This window comes from Oceanobacillus kapialis (genome assembly GCF_044790185.1).
In the GTDB taxonomy this organism is placed as follows: Bacteria; Bacillota; Bacilli; order Bacillales; family Amphibacillaceae; genus Oceanobacillus_B; species Oceanobacillus_B kapialis.
In genome coordinates, this window is record NZ_CP085256.1 from 944,478 (window position 1) to 968,136 (window position 23,659).

Sequence of the window (23,659 nt, forward strand, 5' to 3'; positions counted from 1 at the left end):
TGTATATTCTATATGTTGTTAAATAGTAACAATAATGTAATAGTTATTTCCTATATGTTACAATATAGAAAATAATCAATATTTTAGGGGAGATATTTTTGTCTGAAGATGTATACTATGGAATTTTTGATGATTTAATAGGAAAACACCTTAGAGACTCGCTTATTTACAGGTATGACGCCCAAAAAAACAATCATGAATATACACCATTTAGACACCATTATGATCCTAATACAGAAAGACTATTAGGTGAATTTATGAGGAAGTATATATTTATGTACGCATATTCTGAATCAGAAGTAATAAAAGCTAACGAAAAAGGCAGGTTAAGAGATTTAGAAAAAGCTGCAAAGTTTGCATTAGAGGAACGACTCCCGCGAAGAAAAGGGGCTTCTAATGGATTGTATAGTGAGCTGTTGCTTGATTTATTAATTACTCTCTATACAAATAATGTGAATAAGTTAGCAACAAGAGCAATTTATAGGCAACATTCAGATAATCAAGAAATTAAGGGGTATGATGGACTGCATATATCAGTAGATTCACAGGAAAACAAGAATTTATGGCTAGGGCAAGCTAAAATGGGAAGGAGGTCATATTGTGTCTCTGACATAAAGAAAGACTTAAATGGAAAGGCTAATATGTTATATACAGCTGACCAGTTGTTCTTTATAGCAGATAAAGAAGAAAGAACCTTACCTAAGGCATTAGAATTACTAGAAATGATAAATGATGTTTCATGGGATAATAGAACACTATCTATTGACGAAAGAGCAACAAAATTAAGCGAGTTATTTGAGAAAGAAAATGTTAATGTATTTTTCATCTGTTTATTAGCGTATGATCGTCCTAGTATATATGAGCTTGAAGATAAATTAGATAATGAAATACTAGAAGAAATAAAAAGTATTCAAAGTACCTATGAAGAAGAGTTTAAAGATTTAATTTCAAATGAATATGAAGTATTACTTTGGGTAATACCCATTAGGGATTTACAACTATTAAGGGAAAGTATGGGAATTTGAAATGGAAGCAATAAGGGAACTTATAAAATCGATAAACTTATACGATGAATCGACTGAAAAGTTTGAGGAATTAAGAGATTTAGTTTGCAAAATTTCAGATGAAAAAATTGGTTTTTCTGACCCTTTAACAAAAGAATTGTTGTATGTGGCAAGTCAAAAAATGAGGACTTTTGGATATAATGTGTTAAATAACATTTCTTTACCAGATGACATTGGAGATACTAATGTTTCATTTATATATAAAAATGAAGTGATTAACCAATTTTATTCTAGTAACACAGGTGTTCAATTAGATAAATTTCAAAAAGAAATTATAGATACATTTACCAATTTAGATGTTAAACGAATGCTTGTGAGTGCACCCACATCGTTTGGAAAAACTTTTATCCTAAAAGAGATGATATACCAAAATATCAAGCAATATCAAAATGTTTTGCTAATCTTTCCTACTTTGTCTTTATTAGAGGAAAATGTAAATAGTTTTCGATCCTTTATTAAACAAAACAGATTAAACTATAATATTGTGAAAAACACTCATGTGGAATTTGAAACCAGTAGGAGAAATCTTTTTATATTGACTCCTGAAAGGGTACTAAAGATTCTAAACGATTACCCTGAGCTTAAATTTGACTTCTTTTTCTTAGACGAAATATATAAAATAGATAACTTTTTTGAATCACCAGAATTGGATGAGAAGGATGAAAGTGAGAGGGATAGGGTTTTTAGAATCATTTTATACCTACTATCAAAATCTGTAAAGGACTTTTATTTAGCAGGTCCATACATAAATTTAGAAAATATTGGAGAAGGTTTGTCCAATTTTATTAACAAGAATTCTGTTAAGGCAATTCAAATAAAAACGGAGCTAGTAAGGAAAGAGCACATAAGAGCATGGACAAAAAGAATTTACTTTAATAAGGACTATTATATTGAATATGAAAATAGCAATTCGAAATACTACAAACTAAGGGAATTACTTAACCTAATTGAGAAAAGAGATATGGGCCCAACTATCGTATATGCAGGAACTAAGTCAAAGGTAACGCAAATCGCAAGAGAATCCATGGATGTTTTAAACATAAATGAAGGTATATCACAAGAATTAAAAATGTTTATTAATCATTTAGAGAGAAGGTATACAATAAGTTTTAAAAGGTCGTCCACCCATCTTTATTGGACTATTATAATGTTGCTAAAAAAAGGCATGGGGATTCATCACGGTTCTTTTCCCAAATATATTCAAAGTGCGATATTAGATTTCTTTAATAGCGGAGAATTAAGAGTATTGTTTACAACTACTTCAATAACTGAAGGGGTTAATACCAATGCCAAAAATATAATTTTTTATGGTAAGATGAAGGGAAATAAGGATTTAAAAACCTTTGATATTAAGAATATAAACGGTAGAGCTGGAAGGTATTATCATCATTTTGTAGGTAGAATATTCTACCTTGAAAAATCGATTTATGACAAGCTTCAAGAAGAAGAAGAAAAGCTAGATTTTATAACATTCAGCGATAAAAAGTTATCTGATGTTGACATTGATAACACAAATTCAGAAGATTTAAGTAATGTAAATAAATTAGAAAAAGAAAAAAGGGAAGAATATCTAAGACAGTTTAATATTGATAATTCAGTATTTGTGCGAAATAGGTTAGTAGATAAGGTTAAACAGGTTGACCTAATTCAATTTCTCGCAAACAAAGATGGTGATGAACTTAAAAGAACGGTTAAAGAATGTTCAAGTATCCGAAGTTTTTTAATACACGGAAAAATATATAGTGTCTTAGAATCTTTTGAAAAAATTGGAATGATAAACGAGTTTGACGTAAGTAGATATGGTGCTATTGCTTCAAAATATTCTAGAGAAAATGGTTTCTTTCAATTATTACAATATCAACTCAATAAGCATGTTGAAGAGGATTCCATGAATAATGAAATGGTTGATAAAATATATATTGAGGTGTTCTCAAATATAAGAAATATTATAGAATTTAAGGTCCCAAAGTTACTTTCAATTTATGCAAGTTTGTTAGAATATGTATGTGCTAAAAAAGATATTAATACTGAGTCACTCGCTTTTGATTCCATAATTAGGTTTTTTGAATTAGGAGTAAAAACTCCAATAGGCATATTTTTAGTTGAAAATGGTTTCCCAGTTACCTCAATACGTATATTAGAAAAAAATATACCAAGGTTAATGAGTTATGAAACGGATACACTATTAAGGAATTGGGAGGAGCTAAAATTGGTATTAAAAAAACATCTTGATGGATATGAGTTTTGGCTATTTTCAAGAATAATTTCTAACTTGAAAAGCTAAAAGACATAAACTGATCAATAAAAATAATTTAAGTTAAAGAAAATACTATAAAACGGTATGTAATTAAGTTTCTCGAATAATGTAACTCTAACAACGATTTTCATAGAATTGAGGAGCAAACTTGGCTTTAAGGAGACTTCATATCGATCCCAGTAGTATCTGCCATGAAGGATAAAAAACAGGGTAGTTAGTATCCTGTTTTTTATCCTAATAAACTTATTGTTAAAACATCTTTACATGATAGAAACCATAATTTAATACAAATTAAGAATAAACAACTTCAACCTTCCCAAAACCAACACTCAACTCCAAACCAACCTCATCCCCCAACTCAAACCGCTCCAAAATCCCCGTATGCACAACCCAATCCTTCCCATCAGCCTCAACAGTATAATGAATCTCCTTCCCCTGATACTGCACACTCGTAATCCTGCCCTTAATCCCACCATGCTCACTCTTCGAAAGACGAAGCTGCTCGGGCCGAACCGGATAAATACCTTGTTTCTTCAACTCCATCGAAACACCTAAGTCCGGCCACTTAATATCAGGATACTGAGCAGGAGTGAAATGATCACTATCCCACGTACCTTCAACTAAATTCGCCTTCCCAACAAAGTTTGCAACGAACGGTGAAGTAGGGAGACTATAAATCTCCTGTGGTGTGCCAATCTGTTCGATTTCCCCCTTATTCATCACCACAATCCGATCTGCCATCGCTAATGCCTCGCCCTGGTCATGGGTGACATACACGATCGTTGCATTGGTGAGTCGGTGTAGCTCTTGAATTTCTTTTCGCATTTCCATGCGCAGCTCTGCATCTAAGTTACTGAGCGGCTCATCCATAAGTAACAGCTCTGGCTTTGGCGCTATGGCGCGTCCTAGAGCGACGCGCTGTTTTTGTCCACCTGATAATTCACTCGGCATGCGGTTGGCGAGTTCGGTTAGATCAATGATATTCATGACCTCATCAACGCGTTTTGCTGTGTTGCCTTTAATATCTGCCGGTACATATTGATGGTGGATTAGTGGGAACTCAATATGCTTTCTCACATTCAAGTGTGGCCATAGGGCGAATGATTGGAAGACCATCCCAATATTTCGCTTTTCTGGCGGTAGGGTGACATGCTTGCTGCTCACCTGCTTCTCCCCAATCGTAATATTTCCCTCTGTTGGGGAATCGAAGCCTGCTAATAAGCGAAGCAAGGTTGTTTTCCCACAGCCTGAGGGGCCGAGGATGGCAATAAATTCGCCGTCCTGAATCTCGATATCTATTTTCTTTAACGCGGTGGTTTGCCCAAAGCGTTTCACTAAGTCTTCAATCATCGTTGTCATGTTCGTTTCCCTACCTTTCTGTTCCAATAGGACTGTCCTAAATAAAGAATCGCAAAGCCAAGCATGATGAGCATTACAATCAGACTGGAAAATGCGGTGGAATAGGTGCTGTAGCCTGCCTGTTCATAGCCGAAGATCACGACACCAATCGTTTCCGAGTTGGACGACCAAAGTAAGGAGGAAACGGTTAGCTCGGTTAACGCACTCAAGAAAACAAGGAAGGCACCAGTTAACACACCTGGTATAAGCAGTGGCAGCATAATCTTCTGCCATTTCGGCCAGCCTTTTGCCCCGCTCACATGTGCTGCTTCTTCAATCGAAATATCCACCTGCATCACAGCTGTAATACTTCCTCGTACCTGTAAGATTAGGAATCTCGTAATATAGGCGATAAATAGAATGATGATCGATCCGTAAATGCCAGGGTTCCAGCCAGGAATTGGCTCCATCCAGGCAAAGATCATCGCTAACGCCATGACGGTTCCTGGTAGGGCATAAGGGAGTCCGATTGAAACCTCGGTAAATTTGCTCAAGAAGTTTGGCTTACGGACACGCATGTAGGCAATTGCAGTTCCGATAATCATCCCAATGACAGTCGTAACCCCTGCAAGCTGTAAGCTGTTCCCGATCGCTTCTGTCGCTTTCGACCCTGAATCCAGGATAAATTGATAGTTTTCCAGACTTGCCGTACTGAAGGAGAAATCCACCCCGTAAGCTGTCACTAACGACGTCATGCCCATCGATACCAATGGCACAACGCCTGTGACAAAGAAGAAGAGCCAGATCAAGATTTCTACTGGCAATTTCTTTTTCCCTAAAAAGTAGCGGGGATTTTTATCCTCCATCGTTGTTTCCAGTCGTTTTGATTTTCGTAGAAACAACCATTGCACAGCTGTACCGAGTAACGCCACGACACCTAAAATAACAGAAAAGGTTGCCGCCCGTGCAAAGGCTGTAGGTCCGAAGCCGACGACTTGCTGGTAAATATACGTGCTTAACACATTAATTTGTGCCGGGATTCCGAGAAAAGCAGGGATCCCGAAGTTATCTAAGTTTGCTAGAAAGGCAAGGAAGCCACCACTCACAATACCCGGTAAGGCAAGTGGCAGGTTTACCTTGCGAAATGTAGCCCAGCGTTTTGCCCCAGATGCACGTGAAGCCAGTTCAAGCTCGCGTGGGATTTTTCGAAACACACTAACGGTAAGTAAATAAACGAGCGGGTAATGCGAAAAACCTAGGACAAAAACGATTCCCGCCAGGCTGTATAAATTAATTGGTTCTATATTTAACGGCAATAGGGCGCCGAGCTTTGTATAAAGCCCGTCAGCTCCTAAAAATTGTGTCCATGCTAAGGTTGTGATGTAGGATGGGATCACAAATGGCAAGATGATAAAAATTTGCATCAATCGTTTCGCTCTAATATCGGTGTACGCAACCAACCATGCCAGGGCAATCCCGATGAATAGGGCAATAGCCGTTGAACCAGCTACAACGATCAGCGTATTGCTCAACACTTTCCACGTCGTAGCATCCTGCAAAATGGTCGTGTAATTTTCTAATGTGACATCCCCATCAGACGTAAAGCTAAGCATGATTAATCGGTATATTGGTAAAAGGAAGATAAAACAAATGGCAATGATCCCTAAAAGTTTGAGTGTATTTTTATAAGAAAAAAGAGAACGTAATGCCGAATTCGGCATTACTCCTCTTTGATTATTCTGTTCCATGCTGCGATACCCCTTATTCTCCAAATAATTGGTTGAATTGCTCCTTGTCTTGCTCACGGTTTTGGTACAATTCGTTGATATCTGCTTCTAGTACATCCATTTCTTCAATGGTTTTCAGACCTTCTGGTGCTTCCACACCTTCACGGATTGGTGTGTAGCCAATTTCCGCTGCTAGTTCTTGTCCTTCTTGGGATAGAACAAAGTCTACAAATGCTTTTGCAGCAGCTTCATTTTCCGTATCCTTCATAATTCCGATTGGCTCTGTAATAACTGGTACACCTTCTTCAGGATAAACAAGCTCAACAGGAGAACCATCTGTTGCCGCACGTGCGACAATGAAGTCTACTACCATGCCATAGTTTTTCTCGCCACTTGCAACTGCCTTAAGTACGTCACCATTACCTTGTGTAATCATTGGGTCATTTGCTTGAATATCTTCATAGAATTCCCAGCCAAAGTTATCGTTTCTTGTCAGCACGCCCAGGTTATAAGCAGCTGCGCCAGAGTATAGCGGGCTTGGCATGATGACTTGACCGCTTGATTCAGCGTCTGCAAGGACGTTCCATGAAGTTGGCATCTCACTCACGTTTTCAGTGTTAACCACTAAAGCTGTGGACATGACTTTTGTTCCAGTGTACATGCCATCAGGGTCTACAAAGTTTTCAGGGATGCTTTCTGTTTCGTCAGATTTATATTCTAGCAACATGTCTTGTTCTTTTAAGCTTTCAAATGTTACAGAGTCTGCTACTAACAGCATGTCTGCTTGCACATCTCCAGCTTCTTTTTCTGCTTGAATTTTACTGATTACTTCCTCTGTACCAGAGCGGAAAACACTTACTTCAACATCCGGATATTTTTCACTAAATGCACTTACCAATTGCTCGGCATCGGCATCAGGCTGAGATGTGTAGAAATTTAACTCCCCAGAAACGTCACTACTGCTTGCATTACCTTCTTCAGATGATGTTTCACCACAGGCTGCTAATAATGTAAAGACACTAATAATGCTAACGATTAATAGGGATAATTTAGTTTTTGACATGGAAAAAAGCCTCCTTTGTTTGGTTGAACGTATTAAACCATCTGCTAACATGGTCGATCCTGCGTTTTGTGATCGCCTTATTTTCAATAGGGGAAACCGTGACATAGTTCTCTTTCAGCATACTGAAATCGTGACCTTTTGCTAATGCACCTAACTCTTGGTACGTATCCTTTAACCAATAATACACATCGCCATTTGGACCGTTTAACCCAACATGCTGGTACCTCGATACCGACATATCTAATGGCACAACCTTGACACCGCGACACAATTCTTTTGACGTATAGGGCAAATTAACATTTAGTAGCATCCCATTTGGAATCTTGTTCTGAAGAATCACCTCCCCAATTTGATAAAATAATGCTTTGATTTGCTGGTAATTGACATTCGCCGTATCAAACGATGCCAGGGATACCGCTACAGCAGGGATCCCAAACAGGGAAGCTTCACTTGCCCCTGCAATCGTTCCGGAATAATAAATATCTCGTCCAAGGTTCGGACCGATATTAATACCAGAAAAAACAATATCTGGCGGCTCCTTCATTAATACTTCGATGCCCAGCTTCGTGCAATCAGCTGGTGTACCATTGACGACCCATGAGGAAACGCCAGTGGAAAAGATATTGGTTCGGATTGCCTTAATTGGATGTCTTAATGTGATGGAATGACTAATGGCACTCCGCTCTTTATCAGGGCAGACGACATATACCTCGCCGAAATGCTGAAGCACAGAAACCATTGCTTCAACTCCTGGATGAAAAATGCCATCATCGTTGGTGACTAGAATTCTCAAGTGTTTCCCTCCTTAATAATTGAAACGCCTGTAGCTGCGAGACATTTTGTTTTAATACTTCCAAGGAAAGCCCTTTGTCAAAGCCTTCTAATACTACTGGTAAATCGGATTGCTTCAAAAGTGCGATAATGTTGGTGAATGCTATTTCTCCTTCGCCAAGTGGTACATGATACTTGGAGTGGGTGGAGTCGCTAATGTGAATGTTGTTGATGCGTTGTAGTTTTTGAAAATCATTCTCAGGCTTCCGATCAAGCGGAACATGCGCGATATCGAGCGTCGTTTTCACCGTTTCTGGTAAATGGCTTAACAGCTCGTTTGTCGCCTCTGGTGTTGTGATGAATTCCTTTTTGATTGGCTCCATTTGCTCAAGCGAAATCGTCACACCGAGTTGCTCTGCTTTTTCGGCCAAATACGTGATATTTTGGACTAACTTTTGATGACTTAGCTCCTGAAATTGATTTGCAAGCGACAGATGGCCTGGATGCATCGTCATGATCGTAGCCCTTAATTGGTGTGCCAGCTGTAACGCAATTTCTGTTTCCTCCACAGATTTTTTCGCGATCCCATCATTAATGGAACAAAGGTTTAGATCCCAGGCTGGTGCGTGTATCGATATGTCCAAGCCTGTTTCTTCTTTTGCCTTGCGAATTGCTGCCAACTCTGTTTGATAAAACCAAACCTGTTCCACCCGAATCTCGACACCATCAAATTGGTAATCTTTCGCCTGTCTGATAACCTCATCTACTGGATAGGCCCAGCATACTGGAGATGATAGAAACATTTTCATGTACGGAAAACCTCCTCTTTCCATTGTGTTATACATGCATCACTCAGACGGACACTACCGACTGGGAAAGGATTTCGTGAGTTCGGTCCATGATGATCACTGCCACCTGATATTTTCAAGTTAAGTTGTTCTGCTAGCTTTTCATAGGATGCCGTTTGTTCACGCGTATGCTTGGAGTGAAATACTTCGACACCATCAAGTCCGTATGAAACGAGCTTTTCGATCGACATCTCAAATGGATAAATGCCTGGATGGGCGAGATAAGCTTCGCCGCCGATGCTGTGAATTAAGTTAATAGCATCTTCTGCAGTAAAGACACTGCGCTTCAGGAAAGCTGGGCCACCTTTTTGGAGGAGGGAGGTGTAAGCTTCTTTGGAATTTGGAAAATAGCCTTTGCTTACAAGTTCGTCCGCGATATGGGTTCGTACAATAATGCCTCCTGTTGCTCGCTTGGCGCAGGCATCAAAGGCGGTGTCGTAGTCTAACTCGTTTAGCTTCTTCACAATGTTGCGTGCCCATTGTTTGCGGTCTTCTGTGCGCCAGGCGATATACTTGTCCAATGCTTCAGCATGTGGGTCAAAGTTGTACCCCAGAATGTGAAGCTCGCCGTCTTCTCCGTCTGTATTTAACTCAATACCTGGAATTAACCTGATGCCCGCTTTTTCGGCATGCGGTTTTGCCACATGATATCCTGCAATTTGATCGTGATCGGTAATGGCTATCATCGAAAGTCTGGCTTCGACTGCTTCTTGCACAATTTCTTCAGGCGTTAATTCACCATCTGATTTCGTTGTATGAATATGTAAGTCCAATGTCATCACCTGCCTTCACTAACTACTATAAAACATGGATATTAAGGTGGTTTAAACTAGAATTAGCTTTTTAGTTAACCCTTTGTAAATTCGCTCAATGAGTCATTTTTTGGAAAATTTAATTGGGAAGGCTCTAAGTCTTTCGTGGTGAGGGTTCTGGGTGTTTTGTCGAACCCAGTGGAAATTTGATTGTAAATTTAGTGTGTAAAATTTACATTTTCTTAATTTCAGTTGGCGATTGGGAAAGATTGTCTTCAATGTGGGGAAAGGGGAGTAGCTAAAATAACACCATTAGGCAGCGTTACATTTACTTCTAGCACTATTGATGTGAATGTGATGGAAAGCGTATACAAATGTAATTTCGTTATGCTACTATAATGTTGCGAAAATTATAATTAATTCGAGAATGGCAAGAGGGAGTTAGGAGGAAAATCATGCAAGATAATCTAAAAACAAATGAGCTAGAGTCGTATTCTAGTAAACAAGAACCAACAAAATGGAAGTTTATCGGCCCCGGGCTTATCGTAGCGGCCACAGGGGTAGGGGCTGGTGACTTAGCGACAGCACTTGTATCAGGAGCGGAGTATGGGCTTGCTTTTCTATGGGCCATTGTGCTTGGGGTTATCGTGAAATTTGCCATTGGGGAAGGTGTGGGACGTTACACACTAGCAAGTGGGAAAACAATCCTCGAGGGCTGGCGAGGGATTGGGAAATGGACGACAGGGTATTTCGGCGTTTATTCGGTCATTTGGGGGTTTGTGTATGGAGCTGCCGGAACAGCATCCTGTGCACTGGCTGCTTATGCGCTTTTTCCACAAATCAGTTTAACATGGTGGGCTGTTATTAACGGGGTCATTTGTTATGTATTAGTCTTAACTGGGAAGTATGGCTTTTTTGAAAAAGTAATTACAGCACTAGTGGCGATCATGTTTATCACCGTTATTGGATCTATGATATTTGTATTGCCTGATCTACTTCCACACTTACATACGATCGCACCAGTTTTAAATGATGATACAATCATCTATTCGCTTGGATTAATTGGCGGAGTTGGTGGATCCATAACGATGGCAAGCTATGGTTATTGGCTGAAAGAAAAGCAATGGTCGGACAAACGTCATATTAAAATTATGCGCTGGGATTCCTTAAGTGCGTACATTATAACAAGTATTTTCGCACTGGGAATTATGGTGCTTGGAACAGCAATTATTTTCTGAACGGGAGATATTATTAGTGGAGAAGAGGCGCTTGTCGTTTTTTCAAGTAGGCTAGGGGAAGTGCTAAGTCCTACTGCGCAATATTTCTTCCTAATTGGTTTTTGGGCTGCATCCTTTACATCGATTTTAGGGGTGTGGAATGGTGTGTCCTATCTGTTTGCTGATTTCATCCGGACCACCCGTCATACAGGAGTAAGGCAAGAGGATATTAGTAAAACGAAGTCCTATAAGTTTTATCTTTTTTGGTTGACCTTCCCACCGATCGTTTTACATCTTTTCGGTAAACCTGTTGCCTTAATCATCCTTTATGGATTTCTAGGTGCGTTGTTTATGCCGTTTTTAGCTATAACACTGATCTATTTATTAAATTCTAAACAAATTGATCAGAGGTTTAAAAGTGGCAAGCTTTCAAATGTTGTCCTTTCACTGAGTGCGTTGTTATTTACTGTTTTAACTTGTATCAAACTGTATGATATTATAGGCGGGCTTTTTTAGGTGAAGCGTTATGAAAAAATAGTAGAGTACTAGTTAAAGGATTGGAGACTTTATTGCCTCCAATCCTTTTGCTAATCCACCGACATTCTGGGTATTAAAAAAATCCAGAGTAATTACATACCTAATGAACAAGATCCCCTTTCATTTCATACGTTACATTAAGTGTGAAAAGGAGGGTGAACATGATAAGCCAAGCTAAAACCCCGTACCGTGTCTACGAACAAGAGGGGATTATTTATAGAATTGGAATAGATTATGTAGATTTGCTGCAAGATGACAAGAAGATTAGTAGAGTGTTAACCAAGTGGATTACTAATATTAAATGGGTAGACCCACATTGCCGGAACAAATGTCTAGACAACCTGGATTTTGATAAAGCATGCAAGAACAACAAACACAAACGCAACCGACACTGCTCTAACTGCAACAAAAAGCACCAAAATTGCAATTGCCACATCAAAAAAGACCAAATCAAAGACCCAGTCATCCCATACTGTGACGGAAGAATCCACCTAAGACTAGCCGGACTAACCAACAACCTCCCATACGAACTATTCCGCCACAAAGGATGTAGAGTCGTTTTGGAATTATCAGGAGAATATCCTGAGATTTAATTTAAACGCAAATGGAGACCTTGTAAGATAAATAATCATCGCTCCGGAAATACATTTCGCTTTCCGCGGGCGGCTGGGGAGCCTCCTCGTGCTACGCACTGCGGGGTCTCCCCTATGCCTATTATCCCGCAGGAGTCTTCATGTATTTCCTACGCTATTTATATGCCTTTTACCTTTGTAACAAAAGAACCGAACTAGATTAAGTAAATTTAGTTCGGATCTTACTTTTACTATTTCTCTGTTATCATTCCTCCAGCTCAATCACACAAACCACATCATAATCAATCCCAAACTTCTCCCCATATTTACCAATAGACATAAAGTTATCCTTCACCATCTCTAACGTGCCATCCAATTCATACTCATCAACATCTGTTTTCACATAACAGTAATAACCCAAATAACTATCCAAAAACATTTTCAAATTCAAACCGAAAAACAGGTTAATCAGGAAAGGACTTTTCGTTACAACCTCTCCAAAATGAAACGTTAAATTCCGTCTTAAACAAGGGTTAATCGTAAGCAGCTCTTGTTCGTTTTCCCGAGCAACAGCTTCTTCTTCGTCATCAAACTGAAGCGATAAAACCCTTACAGTAGGGAGAACAGTAATATTCTTTGTCTCTGCATTTTCCAAAATAATAAAGTCTAAACCAGCATCCATGAAACAGCCTGAAACCTTTTCCTTCTTCCCTTTACAGCTAAAATGTACCGTCACAAATTGTCCCCGTAACGACCGAAGACTTAGTTGCAGTGCTCTTTTTCTCCCTTCATCAAGCTCTTCCTCACCCTCGTTATCAACCTCATCATCCTCGCTCAAAGCGAGTGCAAGAAGAAGCTCATTCGCTGTCTCGATGCATTCTCTTACCTCCTCGAATTCTTTTGGCGGTAAGGAAGTATTAGCTGAAGGGAATTTTTTCTGAGGGATCCGTTCTGGGCAGTCTTCTGGCAAACAAAAGTCATCCTCCTCCGCCCCGGCAGGAACGACTTTTGGACAGTTAAAGGTGGTTTTCCCATGCGTAAATTCGGATTCCAGGCATTCTATATCATCCCAAACCTCTTTCTCCCTAGAAGTTGGTTCTATCTTCTTATAAGTTGGAATGGTCACCAACCCCCTTTCTCTTGTGCTCTTACCTAGTGTATGGGTATTCGTTTAATTTGTTGTTGGGCATATGACTAAATTGGTTCATTGTAAAGATTTGATTACTGGGAATAGACCAAGCCTGTGAAATCATAGCAATTATAAAACGGGAAGTTTGGGGGAGAAAGCCAGTGGTCATGGGGAATTTAGGGGTTTTGTTATATGGAAACCTCGTGCTTATAGGCTTATTTTACTTATACCTTTATAAAAATCGAAAACTAATTGGCTTTCAACTTGGGATGAATATCTCGATGCTGATAGGCGGGTTTGGCACCATTAGCACAGGAGTCTTTCTTATTTATCAATTTCCATTAAAATTCGTCCTCATTACCATCATGACAGCAGTTATCGGGATGCTTATTGGGGCCATTTTTGGTGCATTATTTGATTACCAAACGCTTTTAACAGGCTATATAAATGGATTAATGATGGGGATCATGGCACCAATGGTAGGGGCAGCAGCCAATAACAGTATCGTTTTTCTGCTATTTATTGAAGTCGTTTTCCTGGTTTCTCTTCTTCTGGTTTTTCTTTCAGCCAAAAATACATAAGAAAGGAGATGCGTAGTTGATATCCCACTTTCTAATCATCCTGTTTCTGGTGAATGGTATGATCGGTCTTTTCTTTTATGTTGTCATGTATAAAAAAAGGAAACTCTTCACAGACCGATTTGGGATGGTTATGGCTAACGTTGGCAGTGGCATTTTCTCCTTTAATCTTGCGATGATGCTTTTTTTTATGCTTCCTTCCAGTTTGGGTACAATCGCTATCCTTTCTACAATCGTAGGGGCCAGTATTGGGATCCTGTACGGAGCGCTTACCCGATTCCAATCCTTATTAGCAGGTTTTTCCCAAGGTGCAATTGGGGCAATTATGGGTACCATGTTTGGGGCTGTTGTAGAAAATCCAGCATTATGCGGGTTACCTGCTGCCTACTTTATTGATGTAGAAACAAATATGCTGTTGTTTAGTTTATTTGGCACAGGTCTTGTTATGACGACATTTGGTTTGTTGTTTTACTCCTTACGGGTGTAAAAGTTGAAGGGAGGGGAGCGGGATAGGGACCCATCATGGAAAAAAGAGAATCCATTTAAATGAATACACGGAATCCTTACTTGAACAAAGAAAACAGGAAGGCAGGAAAAAGGATCTTATTAATGAACGAAATGAACGAAGCGGGCAGGGACTTACTTCCCCAACGACGATCACCACTACGGAAGAAACGCGATTACTAATGGAGTACATGGACAGAGCAAACATCTTTCATATTTCCCAGCATAATAAAAAGCGCGGGAAGCTGTTAAGACTTCGGAAGTTTTTTAAAGCAAAACGAAATCAGCAGGTGGAGGTTTATTTTTCAATTGGCACAGATTCACATTACAAGCAAGGAAAAGTCAGTACGGTTGGTCGCGATTTTGTTATGCTCACCAATTTAAAAGAGCGTGTGTGGATTCCATATGCTGTAATCGAATCCGCTAATATTGTCTACGGTATCCCTACCTATTCAAATACCCACCAGCATTATCTTTATGACAATAATCTACGCACCAAGCTCTTGCGCCAATTCGGCGAGACCGTTTCCAAACGGGATAATTTAAAACAGCAGTTTTTTGAAGAAACCTTGCAGACAAACTTAAACACGTGGAAAGATACATGGGTGCAAATTTGGTCTGATGAACATGTGAAAAAGATTGGAAAAATATCCAGCTCGGAAGAAAACTTAACAATCACGATGCTAGGGAAGAAAGAAGAGATTGCTTTTGAAGAAATAAAATATATTGAAACAATTCGCTGGTTAAGTTTGTTCAGCTATGGATTTAAACACTACAAAAATAAACTAACGGCAACGTAAAGGAGGGGGAGCTTTATGGCAAATGAAAAGAAGCCAGTTGATGGTATTGAAGAAGAAATTGAGGATCGTTTTTTTAGAGAATTATTAGCCTTAAAAGGAGAAAGTATTCTTCTTGTGACCGAATCAGATCAGCTGAATTTATTTGGGCAAACCTTTCGTCCGGTGTTTTGTGGCGAAATAATGGATGTGCAACAAGGACAGCTTACACTTTTCCCAGTAAATATTAAAATGATAAACGCCCCGTTTTTTAATTTTCCAACACCACTAAGTATTCCGCTTGAAAAGATTGCACATTTCACACCTGACTTTGATTGTGATGCGAGAATTCCATTATCGTAATAAAGTGAAAACGTCAATTGGGGGGGAAGGATTCGTTCAACCCTCACTGATTGTTAATTGCACCGGATAAAGGGGGAAATTTGAAAAGATGAGCCGTAAAACAGATTATACAGAATGGGAATACCCTACCGTCAATGTCCTCCATGATCAAGCGCTTGTGGAGGAGTTTATTGAAGGAATTGGTAAGAACATTTTTATTATGACACCATCTTTTCCTTATGTGTTTATTGGAAAACTGGTGGAGGTGATCGAGGACCAGGCAGTAGTGGATGTGAAAGTCACCTCCATTTCTGAACTGGAAAATCGGCAGTGGTATATCCACATCCATCAAATCGAGGTGTTTTATATCCAACAAAAAGGGCAACCAAGAATCCCTGAACTAAGGGATGATTACTAAGGCATCAAGGGGGGAAGCTATGAAGCGTCATTATCATGTTGTTGCGATTTCCATTCGAATTGTGCTCAACAAATTTGGTGATTACAACCGTGATGGAATGATCTATGTCTTAAAGGAAAACGAACAGAAAGTGAAGGAGTTAGTACGAAAAAATCCCTTCAGCCCGGTGAAATTGGTGGAGCCTCTTTGCATCAGGGCAAATGTAGGGGACGAAGTAGAGGTCCTGTTCGAGAACCAAATCCATTATGCTACAGGGATGCATTTTCAAGAAGCGGATTATAATGTGTTAAATTCCGATGGGGCAAATGTTGGCCTAAACCCAAGCTCTTTAGCGGAAAAAGGCGAGAAGATACTTTATACCTTAAACGTTAATCACGAAGGTGTTTTTATGTTTTCCGATTTAGGGGATCCAGACAGTAGTGATAAGGGGACAAATATAAACGGATTATTTGGATGCTTGTTTGTGCAGCCACGCGGCTCTTGGTGGACGGATCCGGTGACAGGTGGCCCGTTAAACAGTGGTGCCTATGCGGATGTGCATCATCCATTTTTGCCATCAGTCCGGGAGTATGCCTATATTTTCCATGATGAGATGCCAACAACGGATGTAACGGGAAATCGGCCGTTAGATCCTATGACCAATCAGGAGCGGGAATCCACCCATGCGGTGAACTATCGCTACGAGCCGATGGAAAACCGGGCCCGTCTAATAGAAGAAGGAGTAGTTTGTCCTGATTGTGAGGGAGAAGAGGTGCATCATGATTCGTGGGTGTTTGGGGATCCCGCCACACCAATATTGCGGGGGTATCGGGGTGACCCGGTTAAAATCAGGCTAGTACATGGTGGGGTTAAAGAAACACATGCCTTCCATTATCATGCTCACCAATGGTCAAAGGATCCGAAAAATACAGAATCGGAAATATTGGATGCCCAGGCGATAAGCCCTCAATCCTGGTATACCGTCCAACCACATTACGGGTTAGGCTCACTTCAGGGAACATATGGAGATGGCATTATCCATTGCCATCTATATCCACACTTTGGAGTTGGGATGTGGGGGTTAAACCGCATTTTTGATACCCTGCAGGATGGAAGCCAATGTTATCCAAACGGTGAACTAATCGAACAACTGCAGCCACTGCCAGACAGGCCATGCCCTCCTAAGCCAACGAAGGAAAGACCTGGGTTTCCTAACTTTATTCCAGGAAAGCTTGGCTGTAAAGCACCAAGGCCACCACTTGGAATTGTGGGCGGTCGGGAGATGACAAAGCTGGAAAGAAATGCATCGATAAAGAACCCTAGACCTGGTGCCGTCTTTGTGAGTCCTTGTGAGGTTGCTGACAATCCTGTTGTGAAAGAGTTTAACGTTTCTCTTATTCAACTGCCGATTGTGTATAATCGACAAGGCTGGAATGACCCGATTGGAAGAACCTATGTATTGGATGAAGACGTGGAGGATGTTTTAAGCGGGAAGAAGGAGCCTGAACCATTAGTGCTTCACATGACAGCTGACACCTGTATACGCATTAACTTTACGAACCGTCTCCCGGAAGTGGCGGCCGGTAACGCATTCCAACTTGTGACGAGAGCTTATGAGTCTGGGGTTCATGTGCACTTTGTAAAATTCGATGTACTTGTATCAGATGGAGCCAATGTGGGATGGAATTACGACTCTAGTGTATTACCCGGTGAAACGATCCGTTATGAATATTTCGCTGACGTGGAGTTAAAGGCATGGTTCTTTCATGATCATTTGTTTGCAAATTTTCACCAACAGCATGGTGTCTTTGGTACAGGGGTTGTACACCCAAGGTTTAGCTCATTTTTGGATTCGGCGACAGGGGAAGAAGTGGATCATGGGACGCAAATTACGGTTACGCAACCACTTATTCCGGATTACCGTGATCTCGTCTTAATGGTACAAGATTTCTCCTTGCTTTTTGATAAAGATGGCTGCCCGCTTCAACCACCCGAATTTCCAAGTTCGCAGGATGACCCAGGTTTATTTGGGGTCAATTATAAAAACGAACCACTCCAATTTCGTTTAGGGAAAGATAAAGACCCTGCCTATTCCTTTAGTTCGTTTGTAAACTGTGATCCGATTACACCTATTTTACAATGCTATGAAGGGGATCCGGTTCGGATAAGACTATTGCAAGGAGCACAGGAGGAATCACACAGCTTTAATATACATGGCTTGCGATGGAAGGCTGAATATCCTGATTCTGAAACGAAGCTTAGAGATCAGCAGCACATTAGTATTTCAGAATCATTTACATTACAAATGTATGTGCCGAGAGCAGGAGACTACCTGTGGACATTTGAAACGGAGGAAGATTTATGGAACGGCTTGTGGGGATTAATACGGGCTTTTGATGAAGAAGTGGATTTCCTTATTCCATTGAGAGACCGTCCACAACCGCCTAAACGGACAAAGGCACTTCCAGAACCAACAGGTAAACCTCCAGCAAAGCCTGAAATTGTCACATCTACAGGGCCAATTAACGCACCCGTAAAAACCTTTAATATCGTCGCTTTCCATACACCAATTATTTATAGTGATTGGGGTGAGCAAGATCCTTTTGGAATTGTATTTGCCCTTGAAGAGGATGTAGAAGAAATTTTAAATGGCAAAAACCCAGACCCGCTAATTATTCGAGCCAACCAAGGTGATGTGGTGGAAATAAATCTAACGTCTCGGCTGGAGCGTGGGGAATTTCCTTATCCGGACGGTATTTGGAAATACCCGCCTGTGAAAGAGCAGGCATTTTATCCACCATCTCTAAGGATTTCCTTACATGCCCAGCTTCTTGATTATGATGTAAGAACTTCAGCAGGAGAAACAGTTGGATTTAATCCTGATCAAACCGTAGCTCCCGGAGATGTGATCACCTATAAATGGTATGTGAACAATGCGCTCGGTGCATGTGGATTATGGGATATGGCGGATATACGAAATCATCGCTCCCTTGGTACGTTTGGTGCCTTTATTGCCGAGCCAAAAGGAACAATCTATTTAGATCCTGCCACAGGGGAAGAGGTCGTAACAGGCGCAAATGTTGTGTTAAGCAATCCTTTTCTACCTGAAACAAGGGAGTTTGTTCTTGTCATGTATGATGGGGCTCGCCTTATCGATAGAAAGGGAAGACTCATTATCGATCCTGTGGACGGCATTCTAGATGGTGTAGATCCAGATGATAGAAATGACTTGGTTGACACGTATGATAATGGTTCAAGGGGATTCAATTACCGTACAGAACGCTTGATCAACAGGTTGCATAAGCTCCCGGTGCTTAAGGATTTATTCAGTTCAAAAGTGTTTGGTGATCCTTCCACCCCATTGTTTGAAGCATATGCTGGTGATCCTATTACCATACGATTAATAAACCCATCCGAACGCCGACGTTCCCATACCTTCCATCTCCATGGACACTATTGGAACAATGATGACAAAGATATTTCGTCAGAAGTTAGGTCCGTGGAAGGGGAAATTGTTACAGGTCATGCTGTGGATTTACCTATACATTACGGGGCTGGCAGTTTATATCAATATCCAGGAGATTATATGTATCGCTCTGGTAATATTCGTTGGGATATTGAACAAGGAATGTGGGGGATTATTCGTGTTCATGATGCCATTCAAGCCCACCTTCTCGAATTAGAGGAAAATAAGAATGAAGTTGAAATACAAGGGGTCATAAACGATGAAGAAGATAGTTAAACTTCTTCTGATATGTTTCGTGATTGCTGGTTTTTTCCTTGTCTATTGGTTATGGCCCAGTGATGAAGGACTGCCTATCCTTGATGAAGTAGAGGCCTTTCAGTTAGACGATGTACACGGGGAAGGGTTCGAATCAACAAATGGAAAAGTAAAACTGGTAGCTTTTTTCTTTACGAATTGTCCAGATATTTGTCCATTAACGATGGTGGATTTTAAAGAAATACAGTCGATGCTAAAGGAAGAGGGGTTGTTTGCGGATAAGGTAGAGCTTGTCAGTATCTCGCTTGATCCCGCTAATGACCTTCCAGAAGTCATAACCGATTATGCAGCAAATTTTCAGGCTGATCCCCAGGGGTGGAAATGGTTAAGGGGGACTCCGGAAAAAACAAGGCAAATTGCCAATGAATTTCAGATGCAATATGAGTTGGAAGATGGTACGGTGTTATATCATTCTACCACCATGTATTTATTAGATGAGCATAACAAAATACGAGCCCTTTATGACATGGCACTCTCTGGGAAGCCTGTAGAGAAAGAGACGATTGTTGAGGATATTGCGTTATTGACTGGTAATTAATTTGAATTTCAAAAAGCAAGCGACAAAATTCCGAGTTAGATTGATGTAAGAAAAAATCAATCTAATTCGGAATTTCTTTTTCGGGAAAATAAGCATTCTAAGTGGGAGATCAACTGCCAGTAAAGGTCCGATTCGTTCACTAACATATGGCGAGGGTGAAAGGGAACCCCCACCATATGAAGTTTCACTTTATGCCTGTTAGTTTGCCATATTAAATAATTTTGAAAGTTCTACAGGGAAAAAGCCATATATGTTGAACTAATAATTATAGAGAATATTTACTGATTACAGATTGTGAGTTAGGTCACCGAAGGAATGGTGAGCTGGAAAGAAACTTGTTTTATTACTAAATTGACTTGAATGTAGATTCTAATAAAAAAGGTATATCAAAAAACGTAGGATATAAGAAGAGGAGATACAATGAAACTAGGGGCATTTTCTATAAGTCTAAATGTAAAAGATATTCATCAATCAAAAGCATTTTATGAGAAGCTAGGATTTGAAACATTGGGCGGCGACATAAAGCAGAATTGGCTGATTATGAAAAACGAACAAGCAGTGATAGGGCTATTCCAAGGTATGTTTGAGAAAAACATTCTAACATTTAACCCTGGTTGGGATCATAATGCTCGAAATCTAGATGTTTATAAAGACGTTCGTGAGCTACAAGCAGAGCTTAAGGAAAAGGGTATTAAATTGATACAAGAAGCTGACGAATCAACAGAAGGGCCGGCATATATCACAGTGGAAGACCCGGATGGAAATCCAATTTTAATTGATCAACACCGTTAAGACTTAAAAGAGAAACAGCGCTATTATTAGCACTGTCTCTCTTTTAAGCCTATAGTTTCATCGCTTCCCGGTTCACTCTTTCCATGAAATCCTGCACAACTTGCTCGTTGCCTTTTTTGTTAGCGAGCTTCATCATGGCTCTGCCGACAAAATTAACACCTTTGTTATGGCCGGAGTAGATGAACTTTGTGTGTGTTTCATCTATTTTTTTCAGTGTGAAGCTAAGATTGATTTCAAAGGCTTTTCCAACAATGAAACTAATTTTCTTATGTTTCTCCAGTGGTGTGTCCTCGTATGCTAGTGTTTCTACGATGTAGGATTCCACCCGTTTTCCTTCACGATAGCTTTGTCGATGCTTTGCGCCAGCTTCTGTTTCTGACTTTTCCACTAAGACGTGTTCCTCGACCTTGGGCATAATCTTTTTAATATTTCTGTCGGAGAATAGGCTCCAAACTGTTTCAATATCTCTTTCAATTATTGTCTCATCTTTCCATTCAATCATTTCTTGAATCATCCCTTCCAGATTTTAAGAATTCGTCGATTTCTTCGGTTTGTTGTCGGAGATCTTCCATTTGCAGCTGTATTTTCTCTCGCTTTTGCATTAATAGGTCTTCTAAGTGAGAGAATGATTCGTCTTCCATCACGGAGGTCATTTCCTGGATGGTAAACCCGAACCTTCTTAGTTTTCCTAAAAGAATGGCTAAAAAGAAGCTGCCATCATCGTAATAACGGTAATGATTTCGTGGGTCAATATAAGCTGGCTCTAGGAGCTTCACTTCAGCATAATAGCGAAGGGTTTCTTTACTTAAACCGGTGATTTCCGCAAATTCACTTATTTTATACATGATTTCACTGCCTCTCACTACAATTGTAAACGAAGGGGTGCACCACAGAGTCAATGGTAAAGAAAAATAAGCTTGTAGGAAGGAAATTAGTCTAATATGTCTAAGTATTTATTATAACATCTACAGGAGGATCTCTTTATGTATGAACACAAATTCGTCAGAGTCGAGTTATCTAGCTTTAAACTAGAGCCAAAGGAAGACTATCACACTATCATTCTCCAGCACGAAAAAGAAGGATGGGAGTTAATTCAAATTTTTGCACCTGGTACAAAAGGGTATGGGGTAGCTTCTTATTTTGAGATTATTTTTAAACGGAAGAAGGATTGAAATTCTTGTAATATACATCAAAAGAAATAAAAAAGCGTCTCCATGAAAGTATTCACATGGACGCTTTTTTATCTGTTTGATTGAAAGGAACAAAAATCTCATTTAAATCCATTAAGCATACATCTTATCTCAAAAATAGCTCACACTATATAAGAACTATATAGTGAATGGAGAATTAACAATGAATACGGGCATATCAAATTTAACCTCGGCTGAAATGGGTAAGCTCTGGGCTACTTATACTGGAAATACAATGGCAATATGCGTGCTTCGTTTTTATCTAAAACATGTGGATGATAAGGATATTAAGAAAGTTTTAGAATATGCTTTAAACTTGTCTAACGCTTTTGTACAAGAAATAAAATCAATTTTTAAAAAAGATGGCTTTCCTGTACCAGCAGGATTTTCTGATGAGGATGTAGATTTGAAAGCACCAAGGCTTTTCAGTGACGATTTCTATTTGTATTACTTACAGTATACGGCAAAAGCAGGAATGAGTATTTATTCTGCTGCGATCGCGATCGTTACTAGAAAGGATATACGGGCGCTTTTTGATCAAAGTCTTCAAGATACAGTGAAATTAATCGCTAAAACAAATGATACGTTAAAATCGAAGGGTATTTTGATGAATGCGCCGAATGTCCCGAACCCAAAACAAGCGGAATTTATCCAAAGTCAAAGCTTTTTAAATGGCTATGTAGGTGATGTTAGGCCACTTCACGGGTTGGAGGTTGCGCATTTGTTTGACAACATTAACAATGACGTAACAAGTAAGGCACTAATTACAGGCTTTAGTCAAGGCGCACAAAATAAGAAAGTTAAAAAATATCTAGAAAGAGGAGGTAACATTAATAAAAAACATATCGAAAACATGGCCAAAAAACTAAATGAAGATAATCTACCTTCGCCTTCTCACTTAGATCATTTGGTTACGGCATCTACCACTCCGCCATTTTCTGATAAACTCATGGTGGCGCATAAAATAGATATGTTTTCGATGAAAATTAGGGAATATGCAAACGGCCTATCACTGAACGGAAGAAAAGATATTGGGACTTTGTATGCTCGCTGTCTAATGGATGTTTCCTTATACGTCGAGGATGGAGCAAATATCATGATTGAGAACGGTTGGATGGAACAACCACCAATAATCATAGACCGTAATAAACTTTCTTCGGGAAACCAGTCATAAAGTGAAACATTTTTTGGAGCGGATTTCTCTTCCCAAAAAATGTTAGTTGAACGAATTGGACCTTACTGGCAGTTGGGCCCCGGAGTCTTACCTGTTAGTGGGAATACCTGACCCATAATTGCTGTTTATTTAGAAGGTTTAAAACTATGTGATCAGGGAAAGTGTATTGGGGTGAGAAGTAAGCAAGGATAATGTAGGATGTTGAGCAGAATTCATGTTATAGTTTTTGGACTTTAATTTGTTCCAAAGCCATTGGCAACTTAACCCTGTGTAATCAAGACTTCAACTTCTTTGTTGGAGTCTTTTTATTGT

General features: G+C 39.7%; 22 protein-coding genes and 1 pseudogene. 13 read left to right on the forward strand and 10 right to left on the reverse strand.

Annotated features, from left to right (window positions below):
* The first annotated feature begins 98 nt into the window (after positions 1 to 98).
* Both LG273_RS05060 and LG273_RS05065 read left to right on the forward strand, forming a co-directional pair.
* Complete coding sequence (locus tag LG273_RS05060) at positions 99 to 1,025, forward strand: Hachiman antiphage defense system protein HamA (protein WP_404458320.1); 927 nt, start codon at positions 99 to 101, stop codon at positions 1,023 to 1,025.
* 1 nt (position 1,026) lies between these two features.
* Entirely contained in the window at positions 1,027 to 3,348 is a 2,322-nt protein-coding gene (locus LG273_RS05065; protein ID WP_404458322.1) for a DEAD/DEAH box helicase, read from the forward strand.
* A 264-nt stretch (positions 3,349 to 3,612) separates the two neighbouring features.
* Here LG273_RS05065 and LG273_RS05070 read toward each other — a convergent pair whose 3' ends face one another.
* Genes LG273_RS05070 through LG273_RS05095 form a run of 6 tightly spaced genes read right to left on the reverse strand, consistent with a single transcriptional unit; the run spans position 3,613 to position 9,841 of the window.
* A complete protein-coding gene (locus LG273_RS05070) occupies positions 3,613 to 4,707 on the reverse strand; it encodes an ABC transporter ATP-binding protein (protein ID WP_404458324.1) in 1,095 nt (364 codons plus the stop codon).
* Positions 4,677 to 6,407, reverse strand: a complete 1,731-nt coding sequence (locus LG273_RS05075) for an ABC transporter permease (protein ID WP_404458327.1) — start codon at positions 6,405 to 6,407, stop codon at positions 4,677 to 4,679. Before LG273_RS05075 ends, LG273_RS05070 begins: the two co-directional genes overlap by 31 nt.
* Positions 6,408 to 6,420: 13 nt before the next feature.
* Entirely contained in the window at positions 6,421 to 7,449 is a 1,029-nt protein-coding gene (locus LG273_RS05080; RefSeq protein WP_379562940.1) for an ABC transporter substrate-binding protein, read from the reverse strand.
* The gene (surE, locus tag LG273_RS05085; RefSeq protein ID WP_379562942.1) at positions 7,436 to 8,242 is read right to left on the reverse strand and encodes a 5'/3'-nucleotidase SurE; all 807 of its coding nucleotides are present in this window, start codon (positions 8,240 to 8,242) and stop codon (positions 7,436 to 7,438) included. The genes LG273_RS05080 and surE overlap by 14 nt, the downstream gene beginning before the upstream one ends.
* Entirely contained in the window at positions 8,217 to 9,029 is an 813-nt protein-coding gene (locus LG273_RS05090; protein ID WP_379562944.1) for a sugar phosphate isomerase/epimerase family protein, read from the reverse strand. The genes surE and LG273_RS05090 overlap by 26 nt, the downstream gene beginning before the upstream one ends.
* Complete coding sequence (locus LG273_RS05095; RefSeq protein WP_379562946.1) at positions 9,026 to 9,841, reverse strand: PHP domain-containing protein; 816 nt, start codon at positions 9,839 to 9,841, stop codon at positions 9,026 to 9,028. Before LG273_RS05095 ends, LG273_RS05090 begins: the two co-directional genes overlap by 4 nt.
* A 434-nt stretch (positions 9,842 to 10,275) precedes the next feature.
* Here LG273_RS05095 and LG273_RS05100 point away from each other — a divergent pair.
* Positions 10,276 to 11,553 (forward strand): annotated as a pseudogene (locus LG273_RS05100) (Nramp family divalent metal transporter).
* 353 nt (positions 11,554 to 11,906) lie between these two features.
* Here LG273_RS05100 and LG273_RS05105 read toward each other — a convergent pair.
* Entirely contained in the window at positions 11,907 to 12,065 is a 159-nt protein-coding gene (locus LG273_RS05105; RefSeq protein ID WP_404458331.1) for a hypothetical protein, read from the reverse strand.
* A 346-nt stretch (positions 12,066 to 12,411) separates the two neighbouring features.
* Positions 12,412 to 13,272 (reverse strand): hypothetical protein, encoded by an 861-nt coding sequence (locus tag LG273_RS05110; RefSeq protein ID WP_404458334.1) that lies wholly within the window; start codon positions 13,270 to 13,272, stop codon positions 12,412 to 12,414.
* 170 nt (positions 13,273 to 13,442) lie between these two features.
* On the opposite strand from LG273_RS05110, the gene LG273_RS05115 reads away from it, so the two are divergent.
* From LG273_RS05115 to LG273_RS05150, 8 genes are all read left to right on the forward strand, one after another.
* Entirely contained in the window at positions 13,443 to 13,856 is a 414-nt protein-coding gene (locus tag LG273_RS05115) for a hypothetical protein (protein ID WP_404459482.1), read from the forward strand.
* A gap of 16 nt (positions 13,857 to 13,872) precedes the next feature.
* Positions 13,873 to 14,340, forward strand: a complete 468-nt coding sequence (locus LG273_RS05120) for a hypothetical protein (RefSeq protein ID WP_404458336.1) — start codon at positions 13,873 to 13,875, stop codon at positions 14,338 to 14,340.
* 208 nt (positions 14,341 to 14,548) lie between these two features.
* Positions 14,549 to 15,157 carry a hypothetical protein gene (locus tag LG273_RS05125; protein ID WP_404458340.1) on the forward strand — a complete coding sequence of 203 codons (609 nt, stop codon included), beginning with the start codon at positions 14,549 to 14,551 and terminating at the stop codon, positions 15,155 to 15,157.
* Between the two features lie 15 nt (positions 15,158 to 15,172).
* On the forward strand, positions 15,173 to 15,496 hold the full coding sequence (locus LG273_RS05130) for a hypothetical protein (RefSeq protein ID WP_404458343.1): 324 nt from the start codon (positions 15,173 to 15,175) through the stop codon (positions 15,494 to 15,496).
* A gap of 88 nt (positions 15,497 to 15,584) precedes the next feature.
* Complete coding sequence (locus tag LG273_RS05135; RefSeq protein WP_404458346.1) at positions 15,585 to 15,893, forward strand: hypothetical protein; 309 nt, start codon at positions 15,585 to 15,587, stop codon at positions 15,891 to 15,893.
* 19 nt (positions 15,894 to 15,912) lie between these two features.
* Positions 15,913 to 19,614 carry a copper oxidase gene (locus tag LG273_RS05140; protein WP_404458348.1) on the forward strand — a complete coding sequence of 1,234 codons (3,702 nt, stop codon included), beginning with the start codon at positions 15,913 to 15,915 and terminating at the stop codon, positions 19,612 to 19,614.
* Positions 19,598 to 20,191 carry an SCO family protein gene (locus tag LG273_RS05145; protein ID WP_404458351.1) on the forward strand — a complete coding sequence of 198 codons (594 nt, stop codon included), beginning with the start codon at positions 19,598 to 19,600 and terminating at the stop codon, positions 20,189 to 20,191. Before LG273_RS05140 ends, LG273_RS05145 begins: the two co-directional genes overlap by 17 nt.
* A 420-nt stretch (positions 20,192 to 20,611) precedes the next feature.
* Positions 20,612 to 20,983 carry a VOC family protein gene (locus LG273_RS05150; protein ID WP_404458354.1) on the forward strand — a complete coding sequence of 124 codons (372 nt, stop codon included), beginning with the start codon at positions 20,612 to 20,614 and terminating at the stop codon, positions 20,981 to 20,983.
* A 49-nt stretch (positions 20,984 to 21,032) separates the two neighbouring features.
* On the opposite strand, the gene LG273_RS05155 is transcribed toward LG273_RS05150, so the two are convergent.
* Positions 21,033 to 21,485, reverse strand: a complete 453-nt coding sequence (locus LG273_RS05155) for an SRPBCC family protein (protein ID WP_404458357.1) — start codon at positions 21,483 to 21,485, stop codon at positions 21,033 to 21,035.
* On the reverse strand, positions 21,478 to 21,828 hold the full coding sequence (locus LG273_RS05160; protein ID WP_404458359.1) for a MerR family transcriptional regulator: 351 nt from the start codon (positions 21,826 to 21,828) through the stop codon (positions 21,478 to 21,480). Before LG273_RS05160 ends, LG273_RS05155 begins: the two co-directional genes overlap by 8 nt.
* Positions 21,829 to 21,966: 138 nt before the next feature.
* On the opposite strand from LG273_RS05160, the gene LG273_RS05165 reads away from it, so the two are divergent.
* Both LG273_RS05165 and LG273_RS05170 read left to right on the forward strand, forming a co-directional pair.
* On the forward strand, positions 21,967 to 22,155 hold the full coding sequence (locus tag LG273_RS05165; RefSeq protein WP_404458362.1) for a DUF4177 domain-containing protein: 189 nt from the start codon (positions 21,967 to 21,969) through the stop codon (positions 22,153 to 22,155).
* A 181-nt stretch (positions 22,156 to 22,336) separates the two neighbouring features.
* A complete protein-coding gene (locus tag LG273_RS05170; protein WP_404458365.1) occupies positions 22,337 to 23,347 on the forward strand; it encodes a DUF3231 family protein in 1,011 nt (336 codons plus the stop codon).
* Positions 23,348 to 23,659 lie beyond the last annotated feature (312 nt).

Coding starts and splice junctions, on each gene's coding strand:
- LG273_RS05170 (WP_404458365.1), top strand. CDS start 22,337: ATGAATACGGGCATATCAAATTTAACCTCGGCTGAAATGGGTAAGCTC.
- LG273_RS05115 (WP_404459482.1), top strand. CDS start 13,443: ATGGGGAATTTAGGGGTTTTGTTATATGGAAACCTCGTGCTTATAGGC.
- LG273_RS05160 (WP_404458359.1), bottom strand. CDS start 21,828: ATGTATAAAATAAGTGAATTTGCGGAAATCACCGGTTTAAGTAAAGAA.
- LG273_RS05080 (WP_379562940.1), bottom strand. CDS start 7,449: ATGTCAAAAACTAAATTATCCCTATTAATCGTTAGCATTATTAGTGTC.
- LG273_RS05075 (WP_404458327.1), bottom strand. CDS start 6,407: ATGGAACAGAATAATCAAAGAGGAGTAATGCCGAATTCGGCATTACGT.
- LG273_RS05155 (WP_404458357.1), bottom strand. CDS start 21,485: ATGATTGAATGGAAAGATGAGACAATAATTGAAAGAGATATTGAAACA.
- LG273_RS05150 (WP_404458354.1), top strand. CDS start 20,612: ATGAAACTAGGGGCATTTTCTATAAGTCTAAATGTAAAAGATATTCAT.
- LG273_RS05140 (WP_404458348.1), top strand. CDS start 15,913: ATGAAGCGTCATTATCATGTTGTTGCGATTTCCATTCGAATTGTGCTC.
- LG273_RS05065 (WP_404458322.1), top strand. CDS start 1,027: ATGGAAGCAATAAGGGAACTTATAAAATCGATAAACTTATACGATGAA.
- LG273_RS05130 (WP_404458343.1), top strand. CDS start 15,173: ATGGCAAATGAAAAGAAGCCAGTTGATGGTATTGAAGAAGAAATTGAG.
- LG273_RS05145 (WP_404458351.1), top strand. CDS start 19,598: ATGAAGAAGATAGTTAAACTTCTTCTGATATGTTTCGTGATTGCTGGT.
- LG273_RS05135 (WP_404458346.1), top strand. CDS start 15,585: ATGAGCCGTAAAACAGATTATACAGAATGGGAATACCCTACCGTCAAT.
- LG273_RS05125 (WP_404458340.1), top strand. CDS start 14,549: ATGGACAGAGCAAACATCTTTCATATTTCCCAGCATAATAAAAAGCGC.
- LG273_RS05090 (WP_379562944.1), bottom strand. CDS start 9,029: ATGAAAATGTTTCTATCATCTCCAGTATGCTGGGCCTATCCAGTAGAT.
- LG273_RS05165 (WP_404458362.1), top strand. CDS start 21,967: ATGTATGAACACAAATTCGTCAGAGTCGAGTTATCTAGCTTTAAACTA.